This window comes from Streptomyces sp. GQ60 (assembly GCF_059758875.1).
In genome coordinates this window covers 632,154-649,376 of the sequence record NZ_JCAXEG010000001.1, presented here as the reverse complement: position 1 = coordinate 649,376, position 17,223 = coordinate 632,154, and the positions used below count along the sequence as shown (strand labels likewise).

General features: G+C 69.8%; 15 protein-coding genes. All 15 read right to left on the bottom strand.

Features of this window, described 5'->3' with window-relative positions; translation table 11 throughout:
* Nucleotides 1-5 precede the first annotated feature (5 nt).
* The 15 genes from AC6CKD_RS03050 to AC6CKD_RS02980 all read right to left on the bottom strand — a co-directional run bounded on the left by AC6CKD_RS03050 (nt 6) and on the right by AC6CKD_RS02980 (nt 16,982).
* The gene (locus AC6CKD_RS03050; protein ID WP_498324934.1) at nt 6-2,168 is read right to left on the bottom strand and encodes a peptidoglycan binding domain-containing protein; all 2,163 of its coding nucleotides are present in this window, start codon (nt 2,166-2,168) and stop codon (nt 6-8) included.
* Between the two features lie 237 nt (nt 2,169-2,405).
* Nucleotides 2,406-2,801: a DUF6113 family protein gene (locus AC6CKD_RS03045; RefSeq protein WP_498324933.1), complete on the bottom strand. Its 396-nt coding sequence runs from the start codon at nt 2,799-2,801 to the stop codon at nt 2,406-2,408.
* Nucleotides 2,798-3,706: an N-acetyl-1-D-myo-inositol-2-amino-2-deoxy-alpha-D-glucopyranoside deacetylase gene (gene mshB, locus AC6CKD_RS03040; RefSeq protein ID WP_498324932.1), complete on the bottom strand. Its 909-nt coding sequence runs from the start codon at nt 3,704-3,706 to the stop codon at nt 2,798-2,800. Before mshB ends, AC6CKD_RS03045 begins: the two co-directional genes overlap by 4 nt.
* A gap of 51 nt (nt 3,707-3,757) precedes the next feature.
* A complete protein-coding gene (locus AC6CKD_RS03035) occupies nt 3,758-3,952 on the bottom strand; it encodes a hypothetical protein (protein WP_266904827.1) in 195 nt (64 codons plus the stop codon).
* A gap of 357 nt (nt 3,953-4,309) precedes the next feature.
* Nucleotides 4,310-5,383, bottom strand: a complete 1,074-nt coding sequence (locus tag AC6CKD_RS03030) for an ABC transporter ATP-binding protein (RefSeq protein WP_498324930.1) — start codon at nt 5,381-5,383, stop codon at nt 4,310-4,312.
* Entirely contained in the window at nt 5,376-6,350 is a 975-nt protein-coding gene (locus AC6CKD_RS03025) for an ABC transporter ATP-binding protein (RefSeq protein WP_498324929.1), read from the bottom strand. The genes AC6CKD_RS03030 and AC6CKD_RS03025 overlap by 8 nt, the downstream gene beginning before the upstream one ends.
* A gap of 12 nt (nt 6,351-6,362) precedes the next feature.
* On the bottom strand, nt 6,363-7,397 hold the full coding sequence (locus AC6CKD_RS03020) for an ABC transporter permease (protein WP_498324927.1): 1,035 nt from the start codon (nt 7,395-7,397) through the stop codon (nt 6,363-6,365).
* Nucleotides 7,390-8,313 carry an ABC transporter permease gene (locus AC6CKD_RS03015; RefSeq protein ID WP_498324926.1) on the bottom strand — a complete coding sequence of 308 codons (924 nt, stop codon included), beginning with the start codon at nt 8,311-8,313 and terminating at the stop codon, nt 7,390-7,392. The genes AC6CKD_RS03020 and AC6CKD_RS03015 overlap by 8 nt, the downstream gene beginning before the upstream one ends.
* 29 nt (nt 8,314-8,342) lie before the next feature.
* A complete protein-coding gene (locus tag AC6CKD_RS03010) occupies nt 8,343-9,968 on the bottom strand; it encodes a peptide ABC transporter substrate-binding protein (protein ID WP_498324925.1) in 1,626 nt (541 codons plus the stop codon).
* 135 nt (nt 9,969-10,103) lie between these two features.
* Complete coding sequence (locus tag AC6CKD_RS03005; protein WP_498324924.1) at nt 10,104-11,027, bottom strand: GNAT family N-acetyltransferase; 924 nt, start codon at nt 11,025-11,027, stop codon at nt 10,104-10,106.
* Between the two features lie 165 nt (nt 11,028-11,192).
* The gene (locus AC6CKD_RS03000) at nt 11,193-12,242 is read right to left on the bottom strand and encodes an ABC transporter ATP-binding protein (RefSeq protein WP_498324922.1); all 1,050 of its coding nucleotides are present in this window, start codon (nt 12,240-12,242) and stop codon (nt 11,193-11,195) included.
* On the bottom strand, nt 12,235-13,281 hold the full coding sequence (locus AC6CKD_RS02995; RefSeq protein WP_498325423.1) for an ABC transporter ATP-binding protein: 1,047 nt from the start codon (nt 13,279-13,281) through the stop codon (nt 12,235-12,237). Before AC6CKD_RS02995 ends, AC6CKD_RS03000 begins: the two co-directional genes overlap by 8 nt.
* 20 nt (nt 13,282-13,301) lie before the next feature.
* Nucleotides 13,302-14,249, bottom strand: coding sequence for an ABC transporter permease (locus tag AC6CKD_RS02990; RefSeq protein WP_498324921.1), 948 nt, complete (start codon nt 14,247-14,249; stop codon nt 13,302-13,304).
* Entirely contained in the window at nt 14,242-15,174 is a 933-nt protein-coding gene (locus tag AC6CKD_RS02985) for an ABC transporter permease (RefSeq protein ID WP_498325421.1), read from the bottom strand. The genes AC6CKD_RS02990 and AC6CKD_RS02985 overlap by 8 nt, the downstream gene beginning before the upstream one ends.
* Before the next feature lie 173 nt (nt 15,175-15,347).
* Complete coding sequence (locus AC6CKD_RS02980; protein WP_498324920.1) at nt 15,348-16,982, bottom strand: peptide ABC transporter substrate-binding protein; 1,635 nt, start codon at nt 16,980-16,982, stop codon at nt 15,348-15,350.
* Between the last annotated feature and the right edge of the window lie 241 nt (nt 16,983-17,223).

Here is a 17,223-nt window from a genome sequence, read left to right as displayed (position 1 = left end):
TGTGGTCAGCTCGGGTTGGTGTCGATGACCGCGGTCCGCTCGGCGGTCGTCTTGCCGCGCAGCGCCTTGCCGAGGACTCCGGCGACGTCCTGCGGGGTGACGGCGGTCTTCTCGCCGGTGCCGCGCATGATGAGGACGCCGTCGAAGGTGTTCCCGTAGGCCGTCTTGAGGGCTTCCAGGTCGTACTTCTCGACGAGGTGGCCGTCCACGGCCTGCATGCTCAGGATCTTCGGCAGGGACTTGGCGCCGAGGGGGATGGACTTGGCGCCCGCCTTGACGAGGACCGGAGCCGACATCGCGGGCTGGGCGAACTCCCTCATGGCCCGGTCCAGTTCCGCCTGGTCGACGACCGGGTCCTTGGTGGCGACCGGGAGGTCGACCGGGGCGGCCTTGCCTCCGGCGACCATGTCGCGGAAGGCCTTGGTGACCATGCCGACGGAGGCGTCCACGTCGAGCGTGGAGCCCGGCTTGCCGGGGACGGCGACGGCCTTGCCGGTGTCGAAGGTGATGGTGCCCTCGGTGGCGGAGCCGGCGGTGCCGGCGAGCTCCTGGAGGGCGACCCGCAGCTTCTCCTCGTCGGTGGGCATGACGGCCTCGGCGGTGCGCTCGCTGCCGAACAGGGAGCCGATGACCGTGACGGGGTTGTAATCGCTGCCCGCCGCGTTGCGGACGGTGGTCTGGCTGTCCAGGCTCAGGCCGGCCTTCTCGGGCTTCAGCTCGACCGGCTTGCCGCCGACGTTGAGCTGGAGCGGGGCGGCAGCACGGTTGCCGAAGGCCGTCTGGAGCTTGGCGACGGCCTCGTCGCGGGTGCCGCTGATGTCCACGCCGAGGACGGTGGTGCCCTTGGGGACGTCGGAGTGGTTGAGGAGCAGGCCGGCTCCGTAGGCCACGCCGAACAGCGTGAAGAGGGCTCCGCCGAGCAGGACCAGCTTGCTGCGACCCTTCTTGGCGGGCCGGGCCGGGGCCGGCGCGGGGGCCGGGGGCCGGGGCTTGGCCTTGTTCGCGGGCGCCGGGGCGGGCGCGGACAGCGGGTGTCCGGCGGAGTCCAGCTCCGGGCCGGGCCAGCTCGGCTCCGTCCCGCCCACCGGTACGGAGCCCAGCGCGGGCCCGCCGGTCGGTCCGTTCGGGCCGCGGCCGGGGCCGGGCCAGGCCGTGGGGGGCACGATGGGCGCGCGCAGTGCCTGGGTGACGGGGTCGGCGCCGGGGCCGCCGTACACGGCGCCGGGGCCGGACGGCGGCCCGGCGGGACCCGCTCCGGGGCCCTGCGCGGGGCCCGCGGGGGCACCCGTACGGGGACCGCCGGGGCCTCCGGGTCCGCCGGGCGGCGCGGGGTAGCCGGGTCCGCCGGGCGGCGCGGGGTAGCCGGCGCCCGGACCGGTGCCGGGGCCGGGGCCGCCGGGGCCGGGGCCCATCGGGGCACCGGGGCGCGGCGCGGCGGGACTCTGGGTGAAGCCCGGCGGGGTCCCGTCGAAGCGCGGGCCGCCGGCCTGGGCCGGGGCGGGGCCGGGCATCGGACCGGAGCCGGGACCGGGACCGGGACCGTTCGGGCGGGAGCCCATCGGCGCTCCGGGGCCGGGGCCCATCGGCGCAGCCGGGCCGGGGCCCATCGGCGCGGCCGGGCGCGGCGCGGCGGGACTCTGGGCGAAGCCCGGCGGGGTCCCGTCGAAGCGCGGGCCGCCGGCCTGGGCGGGGGGCGGAGCCTGAGCCGGTCCGCGCGCCGGAGCCGGACCCTGGGGCGGTGCCGGGTTGGGCACGGGGGCGGGCGGGGAGCCCGCCTTGCGGGGTGCGAACCAGTTGCTGGTCGGGTCCTCGCCCTGACCCGGCTCCGGCGCGGCCGCCGGGGCGGCGGGCTCGGGCTCGGGGGCGGCCTCGGCTTCGGGCATGGGCTGGCGAACGACCACGGGCGGAATCGGCCGCGAACCCGGGATGTTGATCCGGATCCGGGTCGTCAGCTGGGTCTCCGTCTTCGGCCCGTCGGAATCGGGTGTGGACGGCTTCGCGGGCGGTGCGGTCACTGAACTCTCCTCCGGGATGGTCGCCGCGCCCGGACCGGGGGGCGCTGTCGTGGACGGATACTGGCCTGATCCATACGGCGGCGTACCCGAGGGGTAGGCGGCTCCGCCGCGCCCTTGGGGCCCGGAGGACGGACTGTCAGTTTCACGGCTCAAGGCAGGTTCTCCCGATCGGCTCCGCCGCCCGTCATAGCGTGCGCGGGCAGCTCGGCGGCCGGTCCACCATACTGGCCGCCGCACGCGAGCACCCGGCCGCCGGGAACGAAGGGTTCCCCTTGACCCCCCGAACGCCCCCTCCGCACACCCTCTGAGCGCCCGTCGCCCGGCTGCCGGAGGACCGCGCGGGCACCGGCCGAGCCGCTCGTCAACGTGTCGTGCGCGGCCGACGCCGTGTCACTTGGCGTTCTGGGCGGCCGAAATCGGCCGGTCCCCCAGACTGCCCATCGTGGCGCAGATCACAGCGAGCACGACTCCGCCCAAAAGGTAGGCGTACATGCCGATTCCGGACGAACCGAGCAGGAAGTCCCCCTCCGGCCGCGGGACACCGAGGATCACGTAGGCGAGGAACCAGCCGACGGTGGCCGCCCCCACGCCGATGCCGGTACCCAGGGCGATCCTGCCTCCGAGGAACAGGCCGAAGAGCGCGAGCAGGGCGAGCACCAGTCCGCCCGGGAACCACAGGTCGACGACCAGCCAGCCGGCCACGCCGGTCAGCGCGCCCGCCACCAACAGGCCCAGCAGGGCGGCGATCCGCCCCGGGTTCGACATGGTCCGCGGCGGCCCGCTCATGCCCGCACCCCCGCGAAGAGGTCGCGCTCGCGCTCGCCCGCCGGGGCGCCCGGCCGGCCGGCGGCCAACTCGTAGTACTCGTGGGTGAAGAGCGGCTGCGCCAGGTCGTTGGAGAGCGCGAAGAAGGGTCCGTCCACCGCGATCTGGGTGGCATGGGCGCGCATCGCGGCGGTCTTGGCGGCCACGAACGCCTGCTCGGCGGCCTCGTCCCCGCCGATCTCGGCGGTGATCCGCTCGTCGTCGACCACGCCCGGCACGTCGTCCGGCGCGGCCGGCGCCGGGAAGGGCACCTCGCTCCCGGCCTCGCGCAGCCGGGCGAAGCCCTCCTCGACGACCGTGCGCGGCACGCGGTTCCAGTAGAACTTCGCGATGGCGTGCGGTGCGCCGAGGTCGCGGCGGTACGCGGCTTCCGCGGCCAGTTCGGCGGCGCGGGTGGCCACGCGGTGGGCCTGGATGTGGTCGGGGTGGCCGTAGCCGCCGTCCGGGTCGTAGGTGACGAGGACCTGGGGGCGCAGTTCGCGGATCACCTCTACGAGGTACCCCGCGGCCTCGTCCACGTCGGCGGACCAGAAGGCGCCGGGCCTGCGGTTCTGTTCGGCGCCCATCATCCCGGAGTCCCGGTAGCGGCCGGGACCGCCGAGGAAACGGTGGTCGGCGACGCCCAGTTCCTTCATGGCGTCGGCGAGCTCGCCGACGCGGTGGGCGCCGAGGGTGTCGTCGCGGTCGGCCGTCAGGTGGGCGAGCCCGGGCGGGATGACCTCACCCTCCTCGCCGAGCGTGCAGGTCACCAAGGCGACATGGACGCCCTCGGCCGCGTACTTGGCCATGGTGACGCCGTTGTTGATCGACTCGTCGTCCGGGTGCGCGTGCACGAGGAGGAGCCGACGGGCGGGAAGACCGTTCATGGGGGTAACCCTACGAGAAACGGCGGCCCCGCCCCCGGACCCGGAACGCCGCTAGAACTTGAGGCCGCTGATCATGCTCGCCACGTTGGACGTCAGCTGGGAGAGCGTCGGAGCCACGGTCGAGCTCGCCAGATAGAAGCCGAGCAGTACACAGACCACTGCGTGACCCGCCTTCAGGCCCGAACGCCGGACCAGCAGGAAGACGACGACTGCCAGCAGCACCACGGCCGAGATCGATAGTGCCACGGCGTTTCACCTCCACGTCGAGCGGACATCGGGTTCGCGTACTCGCAACTCGGTGCTCGGCAGAGTCATACCCACCGTGCGCTACGGATCATAACTATCCGTACCACCACATCGATCGATTCCGGCAGCACGAGGGGCGCACGCCGCGCACGTCCGGGGTCACAGGAGTGCCGGCCGGGGCGGCTGTACGCCTCCCCGGCCGGCTGTCGGCACCCGCACGGCCGCACGGGATCCAGGCTGCACGGCCCAGATCTCGGGACAGAAACGGTCAAGTTGCCTGCATGTAAACCGAGTTGCGAGGAACCGGGTGCCGTTCACAGCTGTGGCGCGAAATGAGCGGTGCCGGGAGCCCTCGGCTCACTCCTTGGTCGGCGGAACGGGTGGCGGTACGGGTGGCGGTACGGACCGCGGGCCCGGCGGAAGGGCGGCCCGCTCGGATGCGAAATGGCAGGCCGAGGGGTGGGCGGCCGGACCGCCGGGGAGAAGGGCCGGGATCTCCAGGAGCGGGACCTCCGACGCGCAGCGCGCCTCGGCCTTCCAGCAGCGGGTGCGGAAGCGGCAGCCCGACGGCGGGTTGGCCGGGGAGGGCACGTCGCCGGAGAGGATGATCCGGTCGCGGCCCGCGCGGGCCGAGGGGTCGGGGACCGGGACGGCGGAGAGCAGCGCCTGGGTGTACGGGTGGGTGGGGTGCTCGTAGATCTGCTCGTCGGTGCCGATCTCGACGATCCGGCCCAGGTACATGACGCCGACCCGGTCGGAGATGTGCCGGACGATCGAGAGGTCGTGCGCGATGAACACGTAGGAGAGGTCGAACTCGTCCTGGAGGCGCTCCAGGAGGTTGATCACCTGGGCCTGTACGGAGACGTCGAGGGCGGAGACCGGCTCGTCGGCGACGATGATCTCGGGCTGGAGGGCGAGGCCGCGGGCGATGCCGATGCGCTGGCGCTGGCCGCCGGAGAACTGGTGCGGGTACCGGTTGATGTACTCCGGGTTGAGGCCGACCACGTCCAGGAGTTCCTGCACCTTGCGGCGCCGGTCGCCCTTCGGCGCGACCTCGGGGTGGATCTCGTAGGGCTCGCCGATGATGTCGCCCACCGTCATGCGCGGGTTCAGGGAGGTGTAGGGGTCCTGGAACACCATCTGGATGTTGCGGCGCACGGCCTTGAGGGCCTTGGCGGACAGCTTGGCGAGGTCCTCGCCCTTGTACGTGATCGCGCCCGCCGTGGGGCGTTCCAGGTTGACCAGCATCTTGGCGACGGTGGACTTGCCGCAGCCCGACTCCCCGACGATGCCGAGGGTTTCGCCGGCCCGCAGGTCGAAGGAGACGCCGTCGACGGCCTTGACGGCGCCGACCTGCTTCTTGAAGAGGATGCCCTGGGTCAGCGGGTAGTGCTTGACCAGGTCCTCCACCACGAGGATGGACTCAGCCACCGAGGCACTCCTTCCAGAAGAAGCACGCACTGGCGCGGTCCGGTGCGACCGCGGCCAGCGGCGGTACGTCGGTGCGGCAGACGGCCCGGGCCATCGGGCAGCGCGGGTTGAAGGCGCAGCCGGGCGGGATGGCGAGCAGGTTGGGCGGCAGGCCCTTGATCGCGTAGAGCTCCTGGCCCTTCTGGTCCAGGCGCGGGATCGAGTCCAGCAGGCCGCGGGTGTACGGATGCGCGGGGCGCTTGTAGATCTCGTGGACGGGGGCGGTCTCGACGATCCGGCCGGCGTACATGACGGCGATCTTGTCGGCCACGTCGGCGACCACGCCGAGGTCGTGGGTGATCAGGATCAGGCCCATGTTGAGCTCGCGCTGGAGCTCCGCGAGCAGGTCCATCACCTGTGCCTGGACGGTGACGTCCAGGGCCGTGGTCGGCTCGTCCGCGATGATGAGCGAGGGTTCGAGGGCCATCGCCATGGCGATCATGATGCGCTGGCGCATGCCGCCGGAGAACTGGTGCGGATAGTCCCCCACCCGCTCCCGGGCCGCCGGGATCTTCACCCGGTCCATCAGCTCGACCGCCTTGGCCCGGGCGTCCTTGCGGGACATCCCGCGGTGGACCTCGTACATCTCGCCGAGCTGCGCGCCGACGCTCAGGACCGGGTTGAGGGAGGACAGGGCGTCCTGGAAGATCATGGCCATCTCGGCGCCGCGGACCTTCCTGCGCTCCTCCTCCTTCATCTTCAGCAGGTCCTGGCCCTTGAAGAGGATCTCGCCGCCCGCGATGCGGCCCGGCGGCATGTCGAGGATGCCCATGACGGCCTGGGCGGTGACCGACTTGCCGGAGCCGGACTCGCCGAGCACGGCGAGGGTCTCGCCTTCGGCCACGGAGTAGTTGACCCCGTTGACGGCCTTGGCGACTCCGTCCCGGGTCTTGAATTCCACGTGCAGATCGCGCACTTCGAGCAGCATGTGCGGGGCTCCTCAGCGCAGCTTGGGGTCGAGGGCGTCGCGCACCGCGTCGCCGAGCATGATGAACGCGAGCACGGTGACGCTGAGCGCGCCCGCCGGGTAGAGCAGCATGTGCGGGGCGTTGCGGATCTGGGAGGCGGCGTTGGAGATGTCGATGCCCCAGGAGACGGTGGGCGGGCGCAGGCCCACGCCGAGGAAGGACAGGGTGGCTTCCAGGGCGATGTAGGTGCCGAGCGCGATGGTGGCGACGACGATGACGGGTGCGACGGCGTTGGGTGCGACGTGCCGCAGCAGCATCCGGCCGTTGCCGGCGCCCAGCGCCCGCGCGGCCTGGACGTAGTCGTTCTGTTTGGCGGTGATGACCGAGCCGCGGGCGATGCGGGCCAGTTGGGGCCACCCGAGCAGCACGATGAAGCCGACGACGGGCCAGACGGTGGTGCTGGTGACCACGGACAGGAAGACCAGGCCGCCGAGGACCACGGGGATGCCGAAGAAGATGTCGGCGACCCGGGAGAGCAGCGCGTCGCTCCAGCCGCCGAAGAAACCGGCGAGCCCGCCGAGCGCGGAGCCGAGGAGGGCCGCCCCGAGGGTGGCGCAGATGCCCACGGTGATGGAGGCGCGGGCCCCGTAGACGGTACGGGTGTACACGTCGCAGCCCTGGGTGTCGTAGCCGAAGGGGTGGCCCGGGGAGGAGCCCTGCTGGGATTTGGACAGGTCGCACTGGAGCGGGTCGCCGCTCGCGATGAGCTGGGGCCAGATGGAGATGACCACGAGGAAGAGGATCAGCAGCGTGGAGACGAGGAAGACGGGGTTGCGGCGCAGCTGGTGCCAGGCGTCGGACCACAGGGAGCGGGCCCGTCCGCCGGAGGCGGCTGATGGATGCAGCTCCTGGGGGCCTGCGGGGGCTCCCCCGAGCTCCTTCTCGAGGCTTTCGCCCTCCTCCAGGGCGAGATCCATGGCCCCTCCCTGGCCGGTGGGGGCGATGGACTCGTGGGGTCCGGGTCCCAGCGGATCGTAGGCGGGGCGCTCGGGGTCGGGCTCAGGCATAACGGATCCTCGGGTCCAGGACCGCGTAGAGCAGGTCGACGAGCAGGTTCGCCAGCAGGAAGACGATGACGAGGATGGTCACGAAGCCGACCACCGTCGGGGAGTTGTTGCGCAGGATGCCCTGGTAGAGCTGGTAGCCGACGCCGTGGATGTTGAAGATCCGCTCGGTGACGATGGCTCCGCCCATCAGGGCGCCGATGTCGGTGCCGATGAAGGTGACGACGGGGATCAGCGAGTTGCGCAGCAGGTGGCGGGTGACGACCCGGCGCCGGGGCAGGCCCTTGGCCACGGCGGTGCGGACGTAGTCGGCCTTGACGTTCTCGGCGATGGAGGTCCGGGTGAGCCGGGTGACGTAGGCGAGGGAGACCAGCGCGAGCACGATGCCGGGCAGGATCAGCTCGCTGAAGGGGGCGTCCGGGGAGACGGTGGGGCGGACCCAGCCCCATTTGACGCCGAAGACGAACTGGAGCAGGTAGCCCGTCACGAAGGTGGGCACCGAGATGACGACGAGGGTGAGCACCAGCACGCCGCTGTCGATGGACTTGCCGCGCTTGAGGCCGCTGATCACGCCGAGGGTGATGCCGACGACGATCTCGATGGCGATCGCGACGACGGTCAGGCGCAGGGTCACCGGGAAGGCCGAGGCCATGAGTTCGGTGACCTTCTGGCCGTTGAAGGCGGTGCCGAAGTCGCCCTGGAAGATCTGGCCCATGTAGTGGAGGTACTGCTTCCACAGGGGCTGGTCGAGGTAGAGGTCCTTGCGGATGCGCGCGGCGGTGGCCGGGTCGGGGGCCTTGTCTCCGAAGAGGGCGGCGACCGGGTCACCGAGCGCGTACACCATGAAGAAGATCAGGAACGTGCTGCCGATGAACACGGGGATCATCTGGAGCAGTCGCCGGATCACATAACGTCCCATGGACTGCTCCAGGTTCGATCCGAGGGCGGTCAGCTGACCTTGATCTGGTCGTACACCGGGACGCTGAACTGGTTGAGCTTCACGTCCGAGACGCGCTCCCCGTAGCCGGCGCTGCCGTTCTGGTACCAGAGCGGGATGGACGGCATCTGCTCGGCGAGGATCTTCTCGGCGTCCTTGAACGTTGCCGTCGCCTTGTCGGCGTCGCTCTCGCGGTTCGCCGCGTCGATGAGCTTGTCGAACTCCGGGTTGCTGAACTTGCCGTAGTTGGAGGACGCGCCCGTGTAGTAGAGCGGCTCCAGGAAGTTCTGGATCAGGGGGTAGTCGGCCTGCCAGCCGGAGCGGAACGGGCCGGTCAGCTTGAAGCCGCTCTGCTGGTTGCGGAAGTCGGCGAAGGTGCCGATCGGGTTGACCGTGCAGACCGGGCCCTCGCCGAGCGCGTTGTTGATGCTGTTGCAGACGGCGTCCATCCACTCGCGGTGCGAGCCGGTGTCCACGTTGGAGGTCAGCGAGACCTTGCCGCCGGGCAGTCCGCCGCCCTCCTGGATGAGCTTCTTGGCCTCGGTGGGGTTGAAGGAGCAGGCCTCGCCGCACGCGGTGGCGGAGAAGCCGCCCTTGTCGCCGAGGGCCGGTGAGGTCCAGTCCTTGGCCGGGGTGCGGGTCTCGCGGAAGATCTGCTTGGTGATCTCGTCGCGGTTGATCGCCATCGAGATGCCGCGGCGGACCTTCTCCGTGCCCTCCTTGCTCCACTGCGGGTCGTACAGCGGGAAGGTGAGGGTCTGGATGATGAGGGCCGGCTGGTTGATGTAGCGGTCGCCGAGGTCGTTCGCGACGTTCTTCAGCTGCTGGGCCGGGATGTCGTCGACCAGGTCGAGGTTGCCGGAGATCAGGTCGGTGTAGGCGGTGTTGTTGTCGGTGTAGACCTTCAGGTCCACTCCGCCGTTGACCGCCTTGTCCTCACCCGGGTAGGCGTCCCACTTGCGCAGCTTCATGCCGGTGCCCTTGGTGTACGAGTCCACCGTGTACGGGCCGTTGCCGACGGGCTTCTTCAGCCAGCCCTCGTGGTCGGTGAAGAAGGCCTTGGGCAGGGGGGAGAACGCCTGGTAGCCGAGGGTCTCGGGCCAGGTGGAGAACTTCTCCTTGAGGGCGACCGTGAAGGTCTTGGGGTCCTTGACGACCAGGCCGGACATGGTCTTGGACTTGGGGTCGCCCTTCTCGGGGTGGACGTCCGCGTAGCCGACGATGTCCGAGAAGAACGGCGAGTTGTTCTGCTTCTTGGTGACGTCCGCGCCGTAGTTCCAGGCGTCCACGAAGGACTGCGCGGTGACCGGCTCGTCGTTGCTGAACTTGAAGCCGTCCTTCAGCGTGATCGTGAAGTTCTGGCTGTCGGTGGTCTCGATCTTCTCGGCGAGGAAGTTCTTCGCCTCGCCGGTCTCCGGGTCGTACCGCTTGAGCCCCCGGAAGATCATGTCGAGGACCTTGCCGCCCTGCACCTCGTTGGTGTTGGCGGGCTCCAGCGGGTTCTGCGGGTCACCCCACGAGGAGCTGACGATTCCCGCTTCGCCGCCTCCGCTGTCGCTTCCGCCGCCGCAGGCGGTCGCCGCGAGGGCGACGGCCGCCGCGCATGCGGCCCACTTGGCGTGGGTGGCTCCGCGCATGGAGTGCCTCCTACTGGATCCCAAGACTCACTTAGGGCCCAATGTCACCCTATGTACGGTCCGGCACACTCCGCGTTGGACCGATTGCACCCTCGCGTCGCTCGCCTGTCACCCCTGCGAGTGCACGGCGGGCCGTCACAGCGGCCGCTCCCAGGTGTCCACCGCGTAGTGCGTCCTCATGCCGTGCGCCTCGTACAGCGCGAGCGCGCCCGTCGCGTTGGCCGCGTCCACGCCGAGGCCGACGGTGGCGCGGCCGCGTGCGGCGTAGGCGGCGAAGCCGTGGCGCAGCAGGAAGCCGCCCACACCCCGGCCGCGGGCCTCCGCGCGGACGCCGAGGTGGCCGATCCAGCCCATGCTGGTGCGGTCGTCGCGGGTGAGCAGGACCCCTGCGTCGCCGAACGCGGGCAGGCTCGCGATCCACACCAGCGACCAGTCCAGGCCGCGGCCGTCGATGTGGTCGAGCCAGGGCTCGTACGGGCGCTCCACGTGCCCGAAGTGGTCCGCGAAGGTCTCCTCGATCAGGGCGTGGGCGCGCCGGCGCTCGTGCTCGCCGCCGTCGCAGGGGCGCAGGGTGAGCCCGGCGGGCGGGGCCGGGGGCACGTCGGCGGGGCTCAGGGCGCGGGTCAGCACGCGGTGGCGGCGCACCGTGCGGTAGCCGCGGCCGGGCAGCAGGCCTGGGTCGAGGGTGCGCCCGCCGCTCGGCGCGAGCCACAGGTGGGGGCGCGGGGCTCCGGCGGCCAGCTCGCGGGCCCTGGCCTCCACCAGGTCCAGCAGCCGGGCGGCGGCCGTGCGGCGCCCCGGCAGGACCCGGAAGTGGCAGTCGACGCGGCCGGGGCCGGAGTCGGCCCACACCAGGGCGTAGCCGAGGAGCCGGCCGCTCTCGAAGGCGAGGAAGGAGTCCGCCACCAAGTCGACGTCGGGGTGGTGCAGATCGGCCTCGACGGCGCCGAGGTCGGTCTCCGGACGGCCGATCTCGATCCGGTCGATGGCGTTGAGGAGCCCGCAGATGTCCCCGGCGTCGGAGGGCCCGGCGGGCCGTACGGTGAGCATGGCGGCCATCAGACCACGGCGGCGGTCGGGGCGGCGTCAGCCGGCTGGCCGGACGGCACCGGACCGGCGCCGGACGGCCGGACCGGCGGCCGACCAGCCGGGACCGCAGCACGACGGAGCGCCCGCCGCCGGAGAGGTCCGGTGACGGGCGCCCTGTGCTGTCGCTACGGGAGGTCAGACGGCCAGAACGGCCTTCTCCTCCGCGAAGTGGCAGGCCGACTCGTGCGCGGCCAGCGACTTGACGCCCTGGAAGCGCTCCGGGATGGCGAGCAGCGGCTCCTCCACGGAGCACTTCTCCTCGGCCTTCCAGCAGCGGGTGCGGAAGCGGCAGCCCGACGGCGGGTTGGCCGGCGAGGGGACGTCACCGGTGAGGATGATCCGCTCGCGGCCCTCGCGGGCGGCCGGGTCCGGCACCGGCACCGCGGAGAGCAGCGCCTGGGTGTACGGGTGGGTCGGGTGCTCGTAGATCTGCTCGTCGGTGCCGATCTCGGCCATCTTGCCGAGGTACATGACGCCGACGCGGTCCGAGATGTGCCGGACGATCGACAGGTCGTGCGCGATGAAGATGTAGGAGAGGTTGAACTCCTCCTGCAGCTTCTCCATCAGGTTGATGACCTGGGCCTGCACCGATACGTCGAGCGCGGAGACCGGCTCGTCGCAGATGATGATCTCCGGGTTGAGCGCGAGGCCGCGGGCGATGCCGATGCGCTGGCGCTGGCCGCCGGAGAACTGGTGCGGGTACCGGTTGATGTACTCCGGGTTCAGGCCGACGACGTCCAGGAGCTCCTGCACCTTGCGGCGCCGGTCGCCCTTGGGGGCCACCTCGGGGTGGATGTCGTAGGTCTCGCCGATGATGTCGCCCACCGTCATGCGCGGGTTCAGCGAGGTGTACGGGTCCTGGAACACCATCTGGATGTTGCGGCGGACGGCCTTCAGGGCGCGGCCGGACAGCTTGGTGATGTCCTGGCCCTTGTAGAAGACCTCGCCGGCGGTGGCGCGTTCCAGGTTCATCAGCAGCTTGGCGACGGTGGACTTGCCACAGCCGGACTCGCCGACGATGCCGAGGGTCTCGCCCTGGTACAGGTCGAAGGAGATCCCGTCGACCGCCTTGACGGCGCCGACCTGCTTCTTGAACAGGATTCCCTGGGTCAGCGGGAAGTGCTTGACCAGGTTGCGGACCTGGAGGATCGGCTCGCGCACGGGGGCGTTGGTGAGCTCAGCCATGGAGCTGCTCCTTCCAGAAGTGGCACGCGCTGTGACGGCCGGCCAGTTCGGTGCCGTCCTGCTCGCTGACGGCCGTCAGGACGGGGATCTCCGACCGGCAGACGTCCTGCGCGGCGACGCAGCGCGGGCTGAACGAGCAGCCGGAGGGCAGGCGCAGCAGGTTCGGCGGCAGGCCCTTGATCGCGAAGAGCTCCTGGCCCTTCTGGTCCAGGCGCGGGATCGAGTCCAGCAGGCCGCGGGTGTACGGATGCGCCGGGCGCTTGTAGATCTCGTGGACCGGAGCGGTCTCGACGATCCGGCCGGCGTACATGACGGCGATCTTGTCCGCGACGTCGGCGACCACGCCGAGGTCGTGGGTGATCAGGATCAGGCCCATGTTGAGCTCGCGCTGGAGCTCCGCGAGCAGGTCCATCACCTGTGCCTGGACGGTGACGTCCAGGGCCGTGGTCGGCTCGTCCGCGATGATCAGGTCGGGCTCCAGCGCGATCGCCATGGCGATCATGATGCGCTGGCGCATACCGCCGGAGAAGTGGTGCGGGTAGTCGTCGACCCGCTCCTTCGCCGCCGGGATCTTGACCTTGTCCATCAGCTCGATGGCCTTGAGCCGGGCGTCCTTCTTCGACATGCCCTCGTGGACGCGGAACATCTCGCCCAGCTGGTAGCCGACGGTGAGCACCGGGTTCAGGGAGGACAGGGCGTCCTGGAAGATCATGGCGATCTTCCGGCCGCGCAGCTTGCGCCGCTCCTCGAAGCCCATCTTGAGCATGTCCTGGCCGCGGAAGAGGATCTCGCCCTGCGGGATCTTGCCGGGGGGCATGTCGAGGATGCCCATGATGGCCTGCGCCGTCACGGACTTTCCGGAGCCGGACTCGCCGAGCACGGCGAGGGTCTCGCCGGCGCTCACGCTGTAGTTGACGCCGTTGACTGCCTTGGCGACACCGTCGCGGGTGTGGAACTCGACGTGCAGGTCGCGCACTTCGAGGAGCGGCGTCTGCGGGTCCCCGTCACGCGGGGAGGGAAGGCTGGAGGTGTTGTCCATGGTGATCACTTACGCCCTCCTCAGCGCAGCTTGGGGTCGAGGGCGTTGCGGACCGCTTCGCCGAGCATGATGAAGGCGAGGACGGTGATGCTGAGGATGATCGAGGGGTACAGCAGGATGTACTGCGCCACTCGGATCTGTGCGGAACCGGTGGAGATGTCCACGCCCCACGAGATGTTCGGCGCCGCGAGGCCCAGACCCAGGTAGGACAGGGTCGCCTCGGCCGCGATGTAGCCGCCGAGCGCGATCGTGGCGACCACGATCACCGGTGCCATGGCGTTCGGCAGGATGTGCCGGAACAGGATCCGCGAGGTGCCGGCGCCGAGGGCCTTGGCGGCGTGCACGTAGTCCGCCTGCTTCACGGTGATCACCGCGCCGCGCATGACGCGGTTGATCTGCGTCCAGCCGAGGAAGGCCAGGGCGAAGACGACCGTCCAGACCGTGCGCTCGGTGAAGGCCTGGAGGACGACCATCGCGCCGAGCAGGAACGGGATGCCGAAGAAGACGTCGGTGACGCGCGACATGATCGCGTCCGTCATACCGCCGAAGTAGCCGGAGAGCATGCCCGTGATGCCACCGACGATGGTGACGATCGCGGTGACCGCGACGGCCACGATGATCGAGGCCCGGGTGCCGTAGATGAGGCGCGCGTAGACGCTGCGGCCCTGACCGTCGTAACCGAGCCACTCCGGCGAACCGACCTTGGACAGCTCGGGGTGCTGGAGGAAGTGGTTGACCAGGTCGCCCTTGGTGGGGTCGGCACTGGTGAACCAGCTCGGGAAGGCGGAGATCACCAGCAGGATGAGGATCAGCACCGAGGAGACGAGGAAGTACGGGTTGCGCCGCAGATCGGCCCAGGCGTCGCCCCAGAGGCTGCGCGCCTTCTCGGCCTTCACCGGGTCCACCGGGGCGACGGCTGCCGAGGTGTCCTCGGGCGTCGCGGCTTCGGTCTTGGTCATGTCAGGCATACCGGATCCTCGGGTCCATGACCGCGTAGAGGAGGTCGACGAGCAGGCTGGCTATGAGGTAGACGACGACGAGGACGGTGACGACACCGACCACGGTCAGTCCTTCACGGCGGAGGACCGAGTCGTAGATCAGACCACCGACGCCCTTGACGTTGAACAGGCCCTCGGTGACGACCGCTCCGCCCATGAGGGCGCCGATGTCGGTGCCCAGGAAGGTCACCACGGGGATCATCGAGTTGCGCATCAGGTGCACACCGATGACGCGGCGCTTGGGAAGACCCTTGGCCACGGCGGTGCGCACGTAGTCGGCGCGCAGGTTCTCGGCCATCGAGGTGCGGGTCAGGCGGGCCACGTAGGCGAGCGAGAGCGATCCCAGCACGATGGCCGGCGCGAGCAGCTCGCCCCAGGTCTCGTCGTTGCTGACGGTGGGCTGGATCCAGCCGAGCTGGAAGGCGAACACCGCCTTGACGATGAAGCCGAGCACGAAGACCGGCATCGAGATGATCAGCAGGGTGAGGATCAGGACCAGGTTGTCCACGAGCTTGCCGGCCTTGAGGCCGGCGACGATCCCGAGGGTCAGGCCGAGAACGATCTCGATGGCGAACGCCAGGAAGGCCAGCCGGAGCGTCACCGGGAAGGCGGCACCGATGACGTCGGTGACCTCACGGCCACTGCGGATCTGGGTTCCGAAGTCGAAGTGGAACAGGATCCCGGAGATGTAGTCCCAGTACTGCACGAGGATGTGCTTGTCGAGGCCGTGCTCGTGCCGCAGTGCGGCGAGCGTGGCGGGGTCTGTGCCCTTGTCCCCGAAGAGCCCGGCCACGGGATCGCCGGGCAGGCTGTAGACCATAAAGAAGATGAGCAGGGTCGTCCCGAAGAAGACCGGGATCATCTGGAGCAGTCGTCGTGCGACATAGCGCCCCATCATGCCTCCGTAGAAGATGCGGCAGGCGCAGCCGGACGGGCCCTTTCGCCACGCACGCGCGTGACGGATCGTCACTGCGTCGCGAAAGGGCCCCCCGGGCGCTGCATGTAGGCCCGGATGTGGGCCGGCTCCCCGCCGGCCCACATCCGTCGAAAGGAATTACGCGGTAGGACTTACTTCTTGACCTCGACCAGGTCGAGGATCGGGTCGCCGTCCTGGGCGTACTTCACGTTCTGGACCTTCTCGGAGAAGCCCGCGTTGACCTTGTAGTACCAGAGCGGGATCGACGGCATGTAGTTGACGAGTTCCTTCTCGATGGCCTGGTAGGCCTTCACGGACTCGTCGAGCGTCGCGGCGCTGTCGGCCGCGGCGATCTTGGCGTCGAGCTCGGGGTTGGTGAAGCCACCCTGGTTGCCGCCGGCGCCCGTACGGAACAGGTCGCTGATGAAGTTGGCGTTCACCGGGTAGTCGAGGACCCAGCCGGAGCGGTAGATCGACTTGACCTGCTTGGACTTGCGGGCCTGGAGGTCGGCCTGGAAGTCCGGCTTGGCGTCACCGGTGCACTTGACGCCCGTGGCCTGGGTGATGCTGCCGCAGACGGCCTCGACCCATTCCTTGTGACCGCCATCCGAGTTGAACTGGATGAAGATCTCGTTGTTCGGGACGCCGCCGCCCTCGGCGATGAGGGCCTTGGCCTTCGCCGGGTCGAACTTGGTGACGTCACCGGAGCCGGTCGGCGTGTAGCCGAGGACGCCCTTGGCGACCCAGCCGGTCGCCGGCTCACGGGTGCCCTGGAGCACGGTCTTGGTGATGGTGTCGCGGTCGATCGCCATCGACAGGCCCTGGATGACCTTCGGGGAGACCTGCTTCGGGGTCTTCCACTGGTCGGCGTAGTACGCGATGGCCAGCGTCTGGACGGCGGAGTACGCCTGGTCCACGGCGCGGTCACCGAGGTCGGCACGGTAGACCGGGAGGTCCTTCGGGCCGATCTGGCGCAGGACGTCGAGGTTGCCCGCCTTCAGGTCCTCGTACGCGGCCTCGACGCCGGTGTAGTTCTTGAGAATCACACCGCCGTTCTTGGCCTTGTCTTCGCCCTTGTAGTCGTCGAAGCGCGTGAGCTCGATCTGCTTCTTGTGCTCCCACGACTTGAACTTGTACGGGCCGTTGCCGACCGGCTTCTCACCGGCGGCCGCGGGGTCCGCGTAGAACGAGGCGGCGAGCGGGGAGAAGACCTCGTAGCCGAGCTTGTACCCGAAGTAGGGCACCGCGTTGGCGAGCTCGATCGTGAAGGTGTTCTCGTCGACGATCTTCAGGCCTTCGAGCGCCTCGGCGGTGGGCTTGGCGCCCTCGGCCTCGGGGTGAAGAGCCTCGAAGCCCTTGATGTCGGCGAACCAGGACGCGTTGCCCTGCTTGTTGTTGATGTTCGCGGCCCAGTTCCACGCCTTGACGTAGGACTCGGCGGTCACCTTGGTGCCGTCGTGGAAGGTCCAGCCGGGCTTCAGCTTGACGGTCCACAGCTTGCTGTCGTCCGTCTTGACCGACTCGGCGTTCACCATGACGAGCTTGCCGTCGGCGTCGTAGTCGACGAGCTGGGAGAACAGACCCGACATGGCGATCGAGCCGTTGGACTCCATCGTGTCGGCCGGGTGCAGGAGCTTCTCCGGCTCGCCCACCTCGATCGAGAAGATGCCGTTCGGGTCAACTTCACCCGTGGCGCCGGCCTTCTCGCCACCTCCGCCACAGGCAGTCGCTGCCAGGGCGACGACAATCGCGCCCGCTACCCACTTGGCGCTCTTGGCACCGCGCATGGGTTTCCTCCTCATGAGTCCACTGTCTGATGTGAAGGACACAGGTTCGCTTCGCCGACACCCCTGACGGCGATAGGACCGGTGTCCCGAGTGTGCTCGTGAGTCGACGCTCCCCACAGCGTGTGACCCATTGACCCGAGCTCAATGGAGCCATCCTCGGGGACGTCCTGACCGTAAACCACACTTAAGTGGTCTCGTTTTCACAACATCGCACTACGGCTAAAACCCGAAATCCGGACAA